We start from the raw sequence: 6770 nt of genomic DNA, 5'->3' as shown, positions 1-6770 counted from the left end.
TGGTGGGTGTTGTGCTGCTGGTGGTGTTGTTTCACCGTGTTTCGGTGGTCATAGCGTGAGGGAAACGCCCGGTCACATTCCGAACCCGGAAGCTAAGCCTTTCAGCGCCGATGGTACTGCATGCGGGAGCGTGTGGGAGAGTAGGACGCCGCCGAACAAATCGTGAAATGGGGCCCTGCCGACATGGTCGGCAGGGCCCCATTTGTGTGTGCGGCCGTCTCGTGTTCCGGCCACCGGCCCTCCCCGGCCCCCGAGCGCCGGCCGGCTTTCCTCCGCCCCGCGGCGACCCTCCGCACCCTCCGTGAGCGGCGCCGGGTAGGGTCGGGGGGTAGCGTCGGCACGTCTTGTTCAGGAGGCCCACGGGTGGAGGTCCAGGAGACGCGGGTCCAGACGGATCGGGTCCTCACCATCCCGAACATCCTCAGCATGGCTCGCCTGGTCGGTGTGCCCGTGTTCCTGTGGCTGATCCTCTGGCCCGAGTTCGGTGGTCCGAACTGCGATCTGTGGGCACTGCTGGTGCTCGCCGGAAGCGGTATCAGCGACTACCTCGACGGCAAACTGGCCCGCAGGTGGAATCAGATCAGCAGCCTCGGCCGCATTCTCGACCCGGCCGCCGACCGGCTCTACATCCTCTCCACTCTCGTGGGCCTGACCTGGCGGGAGATTCTGCCGTTGTGGCTCACGGCCACGCTGCTGGCCCGTGAGCTGCTGCTGCTGGTCATGGTCTGGGTACTGGACCGGCACGGTTACGCCCCGCCGCAGGTCAACTTCCTGGGCAAGGCCGCGACCTTCAATCTGATGTACGCCTTCCCACTGCTGCTGCTCAGTGACGGAAGCGGCTGGGTCGCGTCACTCGCGGCGATTTTCGGATGGGCCTTCGCCGGATGGGGTACTGCTCTGTACTGGTGGGCAGGGATCCTCTACGTGGTCCAGGTCCGCCGTCTGATCAGGGTGGACGCCGCGACGACCGGGTGAATCCCGCCTTTCCCGCTTCGGTGGCCGGTTGCCCTGATTACGCCTTTGTAGGTCATCCTGGAGGGGTCATGGTCGGGGTGACCGTCGTCTGTGCGAGGAGGACGCTTCCGATATGAAGGCCGTCGTGATGGCTGGTGGCGAGGGCACGCGCCTTCGCCCGATGACCGCGAGCATGCCCAAGCCGCTCCTGCCGGTGGTGAACAAGCCGATCATGGAGCATGTGCTGAAGCTGCTCAAGCGTCACGGGCTCACCGAGACCGTTGTGACCGTGCAATTCCTGGCCTCTCTGGTCAAGAATTACTTCGGTGACGGCGAAGAGCTCGGAATGGAGCTCACCTACGCCAACGAGGAGAAGCCGCTGGGGACGGCCGGCAGCGTCAAGAACGCCGAGGAAGCGCTGCGGGACGATTCGTTCCTCGTCATCTCCGGTGATGCGCTCACCGACTTCGATCTCACCGATCTCATCCGGTTCCACAAGGAACGCGGTGCCATGGTCACCGTCTGCCTGACCCGGGTGCCGAATCCGCTGGAGTTCGGCATCACCATCGTGGACGACGACGGCAAGGTCGAGAGGTTCCTGGAGAAGCCGACCTGGGGGCAGGTCTTCTCGGACACGGTGAACACCGGGATCTACGTGATGGAGCCCGAGGTGTTCGACTACGTCGAGCCCGATGTGCCCGTCGACTGGTCCGGCGATGTCTTCCCGCAGCTCATGAAGGAAGGCAAGCCGATCTACGGCTACATCGCGGAGGGCTACTGGGAGGACGTCGGCACCCACGAGAGCTATGTGAAGGCCCAGGCCGATGTGCTCGAGGGCAAGGTCGACGCGGAGCGGGACGGCTTCGAGATCTCGCCCGGCGTCTGGGTGGACGAGGGCGCCGAGGTGCATCCCGACGCGGTGCTGCGCGGCCCGCTCTACATCGGCGACTACGCGAAGGTCGAGGCGGGCGCGGAGATCCGCGAGCACTCCGTGGTCGGCTCGAACGTCGTCGTCAAGAGCGGCGCCTTCCTGCACCGGGCCGTGGTGCACAACAACGTCTACATCGGCCCGCAGAGCAACCTCCGCGGCTGCGTCATCGGGAAGAACACCGACATCATGCGGGCCTCCCGGATCGAGGACGGCGCCGTCGTCGGGGACGAGTGCCTGATCGGCGAGGAGTCGATCGTCCAGGGCAACGTCCGGATCTATCCGTTCAAGACGATCGAGGCCGGTGCGTTCGTCAACACCTCCGTCATCTGGGAGTCCCGGAGCCAGGCCCATCTGTTCGGCGCCCGCGGCGTCTCCGGGATCCTCAATGTGGAGATCACCCCCGAGCTGGCCGTGCGGCTGGCCGGCGCCTACGCGACGACGCTCAAGAAGGGCTCCACCGTCTGCACCGCCCGGGACCACTCCCGCGGTGCCCGTGCCCTCAAGCGGGCCATCATCTCCGCACTCCAGGCCAGTGCCATCGATGTGCGCGACCTGGAGAACGTGCCGCTTCCGGTGGCCCGGCAGCAGACGGCCCGGGGCAGCGCCGGCGGCATCATGATCCGTACGACGCCCGGGGTACCGGACTCCGTGGACATCATGTTCATCGACGAGCGCGGTGCGGAACTCTCCCAGGCCGCGCAGCGCAAGCTCGACCGGGTCTACGCCCGTCAGGAGTACCGCAGGGCCTTCCCGGGCGAGATCGGTGACCTCAGCTTCCCCTCCAGCGTCTACGACTCGTACACGGGCTCGCTGCTGCGCGCCGTGGACACGACCGGGGTCACGGAGGCCGGGCTCAAGGTTGTCGTCGACGCCTCGAACGGCAGCTCGGGGCTGGTGCTGCCGAGCCTGCTGGGACGCCTGGGGGTCGACTCGCTGACCATCAATCCCGGGCTGGACGAGTCGCGTCCGACCGAGACGGCGGAGAGCCGCCGGGCCGGGCTGGTGCGGCTCGGCGAGATCGTGGCCTCGGCCCGCGCGGCCTTCGGGGTGCGGTTCGACCCGGTGGGGGAGCGCATCTCGCTGGTGGACGAGCACGGCAGGATCGTGGAGGACGACCGGGCGCTGCTGGTGATGCTCGACCTGGTCGCCGCCGAGCGGCGCAGCGGCCGCGTGGCGCTGCCGGTGACCACGACCCGGATCGCCGAGCAGGTGGCCGCCTACCACGGCACACAGGTCGAGTGGACGACCACCTCTCCGGACGACCTCACCAGGGTCAGCCGGGAGGACGGCACCGTGTTCGGCGGGGACGGCAGGGGCGGCTTCGTGGTACCGGAGTTCAGCTCGGTCTTCGACGGCGCGGCGGCGTTCGTGCGGCTGATCGGCCTGGTCGCGCGTACGCAGCTCACTCTGAGCCAGATCGACGCGCGGATCCCGCGGGCGCATGTCAGCCGCCGCGACCTGGCGACTCCGTGGGCGGTGAAGGGCCTCGTGATGCGCACCGTGGTGGAGGCGGCGGGTGACCGCTCCGTGGACACCACCGACGGCGTGCGGGTCGTGGAGTCCGACGGCCGGTGGGTCATGGTGCTGCCCGACCCGGCGGAGGCCGTGACCCATCTGTGGGCGGAAGGCCCGGACGAGGCCTCGGCGCAGGCGCTGCTGGACGAATGGGCCGCGGTGGTCGACAGCGCCGGCCACTGAGCGCGCGGCGGGACTCGCCCCCGCCGGGGCAAGTCCCGCCGCATGGCGAGTGCCTGGGTGCATTCGGCGGCACAGGCCTCCACGTGCGACGATGTGCGGCATGTCGCAGCAGCAGCCTCCTCGGAGCACCGCACCGCGTGCCTCGCGGCCCGATGCCTCCATGTCGCTGCTGACCAACGTGATGGAGCACAGCCTCGACGACGGCTACGCGGAGGCGGTGGCCCGGCGGGGCGAGGTGGGCCGCTCGCACATGCCCCGCACCCTCCGGGCCAAGCTGGGCCTGGCGGTCGGGCTGGTGCTCGCCGCCCTGGTGGTGACCGTGGGAGCCGCCCAGGCGCAGATCTCGGCGCCGAGCATCGCCAAGGAGAAGCAGGAGCTCATCGAGCGGATCGAGGCGGGCGGCCGCCGGGCCGACGAGCTCCAGCAGGACGTCGACGAGCTGCGGTCCTCGGTGGAGCGCAAGCAGCGGCAGGCGCTGGAGAAGCACGGCGGCGAACGCGGGAAGACCACGGTGCTGCTGTCCGGCGCGACCCCGGTCGAGGGGCCCGGGCTCAAGCTCGTGGTGGACGACGCCGCGGACACCGAGTCCCAGGACGGCGACGGGCCCCGGAAGACCGACGGGTTCTCCGACACGGGCCGCATCCGCGACCGCGACCTGCAGCGGGTCGTCAACGGGCTGTGGGCGGCGGGTGCCGAAGCGATCTCGATCAACGATCAGCGGCTCACGTCGCGCTCAGCCATCCGGGCGGCGGGCGACGCGATCCTGGTGGACAACAAGCCGCTCGTCCCGCCCTACACGCTGCTGGCGATCGGTCCGGGGAAGCAGCTGTCCCGGACCTTCCAGGACAGCGTCGACGGCCAGTACCTCTACGTCCTGCACAAGGACTACGGTGCCAGGACCAGCATTTCCGTCCAGGACGAGGTGCGGCTGCCGGCCGCGCCGAGTCTGATTCTGAGAACCGCGAAACCTGTGCGGACAGGGAAGGGCAGCACATCGTGATCGCCGTACTGGGCCTCGTCGTGGGAGTCGTGGCCGGACTCGTCGTCCGGCCCGTGGTGCCGCTGGCGGTCGAACCGTATCTGCCCATCGCCGTCGTCGCCGCGCTCGATGCGGTCTTCGGCGGGCTGCGCGCCATGCTGGACGGCATCTTCGACGACAAGGTCTTCGTGGTCTCATTCCTCTCGAACGTGGTGGTGGCCGCGTTGATCGTCTTCCTCGGGGACAAGCTCGGGGTCGGCGCGCAGCTCTCCACCGGTGTGGTTGTCGTCCTGGGTATCCGGATCTTCTCCAACGCGGCCGCCATCCGTCGGCACGTGTTCCGGGCGTGAGGCCGATGAGCGACGAGAACCGGCCCGAGGGCGGCCTCCCTCCGAAGCGCGAGCTTCCCCCCGAGCGTGCCGTGCCTCCCGGGCAGGAGCCGCCTCGCCAGGAGACCTCCGGTCAGGAGCCGCCCGCCGCGGGAGCGGCGACGGCCGCTGAAAAGGGGGACGGCGGCGGCACGAAGCTGACGGGTCGGCAACGCCTCGCCCAGGCCGTGTGGCCCCCGCGGGTGACGCGTGCCCAATTGATCGTCGCGCTGCTGCTGTTCGTCCTCGGTCTCGGCCTGGCCATCCAGGTCCGCTCGACCAGTGAGAACAGCGCGCTGCGCGGTGCGCGCCGGGAGGACCTCGTCCGCATCCTCGACGAGCTCGACAACCGCACCAAGCGGCTGGAGGAGGAGAAGCGGAAGCTGGACGGGCAGCGTACGGAGCTGGAGACCTCCTCGGACCAGGCCGAGGAGGCGCGGAAGCAGACCCGCGAGAAGGAAGCCCAACTCGGGGTGCTGGCCGGCACCGTGGCGGCCCAGGGGCCCGGTATCCAGATGAAGATCAGCGACCGTACGGGTGCCGCGGACGCGGATACGCTGCTGGACGCGGTCCAGGAGCTGAGGGCCGCCGGCGCCGAGGCCATGGAGATCAACGGGGTGCGCGTGGTGGCCAGCACGCATTTCACCGACAGCGGCGGCAAAGTCAGTGTGGACGGGCATAAGATCGAGCAGCCTTACCGTTTCGAGGTCATCGGCAAGCCCGCCGACCTGGAACCGGCGTTGAACATCCCCGGAGGGGTCGTGCAGACGCTGAAGAACAAGCAGGCCACGGTGGAGGTGACCCGCTCGGGGAAGATCACCGTGGACGCCTTGCGGCAGGTGAAGCGGCCTGACTACGCTCGGTCGTCATCGCAGTGAGATGGTGATAGGAGTTTCGGGGGGTCGGCGGGCAAGTTGAGCACCGCGTGGTGGAAACTGTCTGCGGGTCACGGACGTTGTTCGGGCGTCGAGTGTGACAAATGAGAGCATCGAGGGTCTGTCCTGCCCCACGGGCGGGTCTGTTTCGTGCGAGGGGAATCGCCCGTGAGTTTTTTTGCGAAGTTGTTCGGCAAGGGTCGCCGGGGCGGTGACTCGGGTACCGCACGGCACCGTGCCCCCCAGGGGCCGGACGCGGGGATGCCGGAGGACGGCACCGAGCGTCCGCTGTTCCGGGACGAGGTGGCCGGGGCCGGTGGAGGTAATTCGGGTGGTCACGGCCCGGTTTCTGTTGACCCCGGTACTCAGGCCCGCATAGGTTCCCAGGCACCGCCTACCTCGGAATCGGGTGGAGGTCCTGCCTTGCCGGTCTGTAACAGGTGTGGTGCCCGCGTCGCCGAAGCGAGCCGGTTCTGCTCCAACTGCGGTGCTCCGCTGCGTGGCGGAGCGCCGGCGGAGGGTGCGTCGGAGACGACGTCGACGATCTCCATCTCCGGGCTGGAGGCGTACGACTCGGAGTCCACCGGCCAGCACGCCTCCCCGGTGCTGCCGCCCGAGGCGCAGTCCGCCGTGGACGCGCTGCCCGTGGGCTCGGCCCTGCTGATCGTGCGGCGGGGTCCGAACTCGGGCAGCAGGTTCCTGCTCGACGGGGACCTGACGACCGCCGGCCGCCATCCGGAGAGCGACATCTTCCTGGACGACGTGACCGTCTCGCGGCGGCACGTGGAGTTCCGGCGCGGCTCCGACGGCGTCTTCACCGTCGCCGACGTCGGCAGCCTGAACGGCACCTATGTCAACCGGGAGCGGATGGAGACGGCCGTGCCGCTCGGAAACGGGGACGAGGTCCAGATCGGAAAGTACCGGCTGGTCTTCTACGCGAGCCAGCACACCGTCTGATTCCCGGC

6 protein-coding genes and 1 rRNA gene are annotated in these 6770 nt (G+C 68.9%); all 7 read left to right on the top strand.

The features are described from left to right. Window positions 1-40: 40 nt before the first annotated feature. The 7 genes from rrf (at window position 41) to A949_RS39775 (ending at window position 6762) form a co-directional block, all read left to right on the top strand. A 5S ribosomal RNA gene (gene rrf, locus A949_RS0121490) occupies window positions 41-157 on the top strand. A 206-nt stretch (window positions 158-363) separates the two neighbouring features. Next, a complete protein-coding gene (locus A949_RS0121485) occupies window positions 364-975 on the top strand; it encodes a CDP-alcohol phosphatidyltransferase family protein (RefSeq protein ID WP_019358096.1) in 612 nt (203 codons plus the stop codon). A gap of 112 nt (window positions 976-1087) precedes the next feature. Next, the gene (locus tag A949_RS0121480; protein ID WP_019358095.1) at window positions 1088-3583 is read left to right on the top strand and encodes a mannose-1-phosphate guanyltransferase; all 2496 of its coding nucleotides are present in this window, start codon (window positions 1088-1090) and stop codon (window positions 3581-3583) included. Window positions 3584-3683: 100 nt separating this feature from the next. After that, complete coding sequence (locus tag A949_RS0121475) at window positions 3684-4583, top strand: DUF881 domain-containing protein (protein WP_078534838.1); 900 nt, start codon at window positions 3684-3686, stop codon at window positions 4581-4583. Next, the gene (locus A949_RS0121470; protein ID WP_019358093.1) at window positions 4580-4912 is read left to right on the top strand and encodes a small basic family protein; all 333 of its coding nucleotides are present in this window, start codon (window positions 4580-4582) and stop codon (window positions 4910-4912) included. Before A949_RS0121475 ends, A949_RS0121470 begins: the two co-directional genes overlap by 4 nt. Window positions 4913-4917: 5 nt before the next feature. Then, window positions 4918-5808 carry a DUF881 domain-containing protein gene (locus tag A949_RS0121465; protein ID WP_019358092.1) on the top strand — a complete coding sequence of 297 codons (891 nt, stop codon included), beginning with the start codon at window positions 4918-4920 and terminating at the stop codon, window positions 5806-5808. Between the two features lie 123 nt (window positions 5809-5931). Continuing rightward, window positions 5932-6762, top strand: a complete 831-nt coding sequence (locus tag A949_RS39775) for an FHA domain-containing protein (RefSeq protein WP_078534836.1) — start codon at window positions 5932-5934, stop codon at window positions 6760-6762. The last annotated feature ends 8 nt before the right edge of the window (window positions 6763-6770 follow it).

It is taken from the genome of Streptomyces sp. AA1529 (genome assembly GCF_000280905.1).
GTDB lineage: Bacteria > Actinomycetota > Actinomycetes > Streptomycetales > Streptomycetaceae > Streptomyces.
The sequence above is the reverse complement of the archived record's forward strand: the minus strand, read 5'-3'. Positions and strand labels throughout refer to the sequence as shown.

What these genes read in the sequence shown, in the direction of transcription:
- A949_RS0121480 (WP_019358095.1), top strand. Translation starts at nt 1,088, where the DNA reads ATGAAGGCCGTCGTGATGGCTGGTGGCGAGGGCACGCGCCTTCGCCCG.
- A949_RS0121475 (WP_078534838.1), top strand. Translation starts at nt 3,684, where the DNA reads ATGTCGCAGCAGCAGCCTCCTCGGAGCACCGCACCGCGTGCCTCGCGG.
- A949_RS0121465 (WP_019358092.1), top strand. Translation starts at nt 4,918, where the DNA reads ATGAGCGACGAGAACCGGCCCGAGGGCGGCCTCCCTCCGAAGCGCGAG.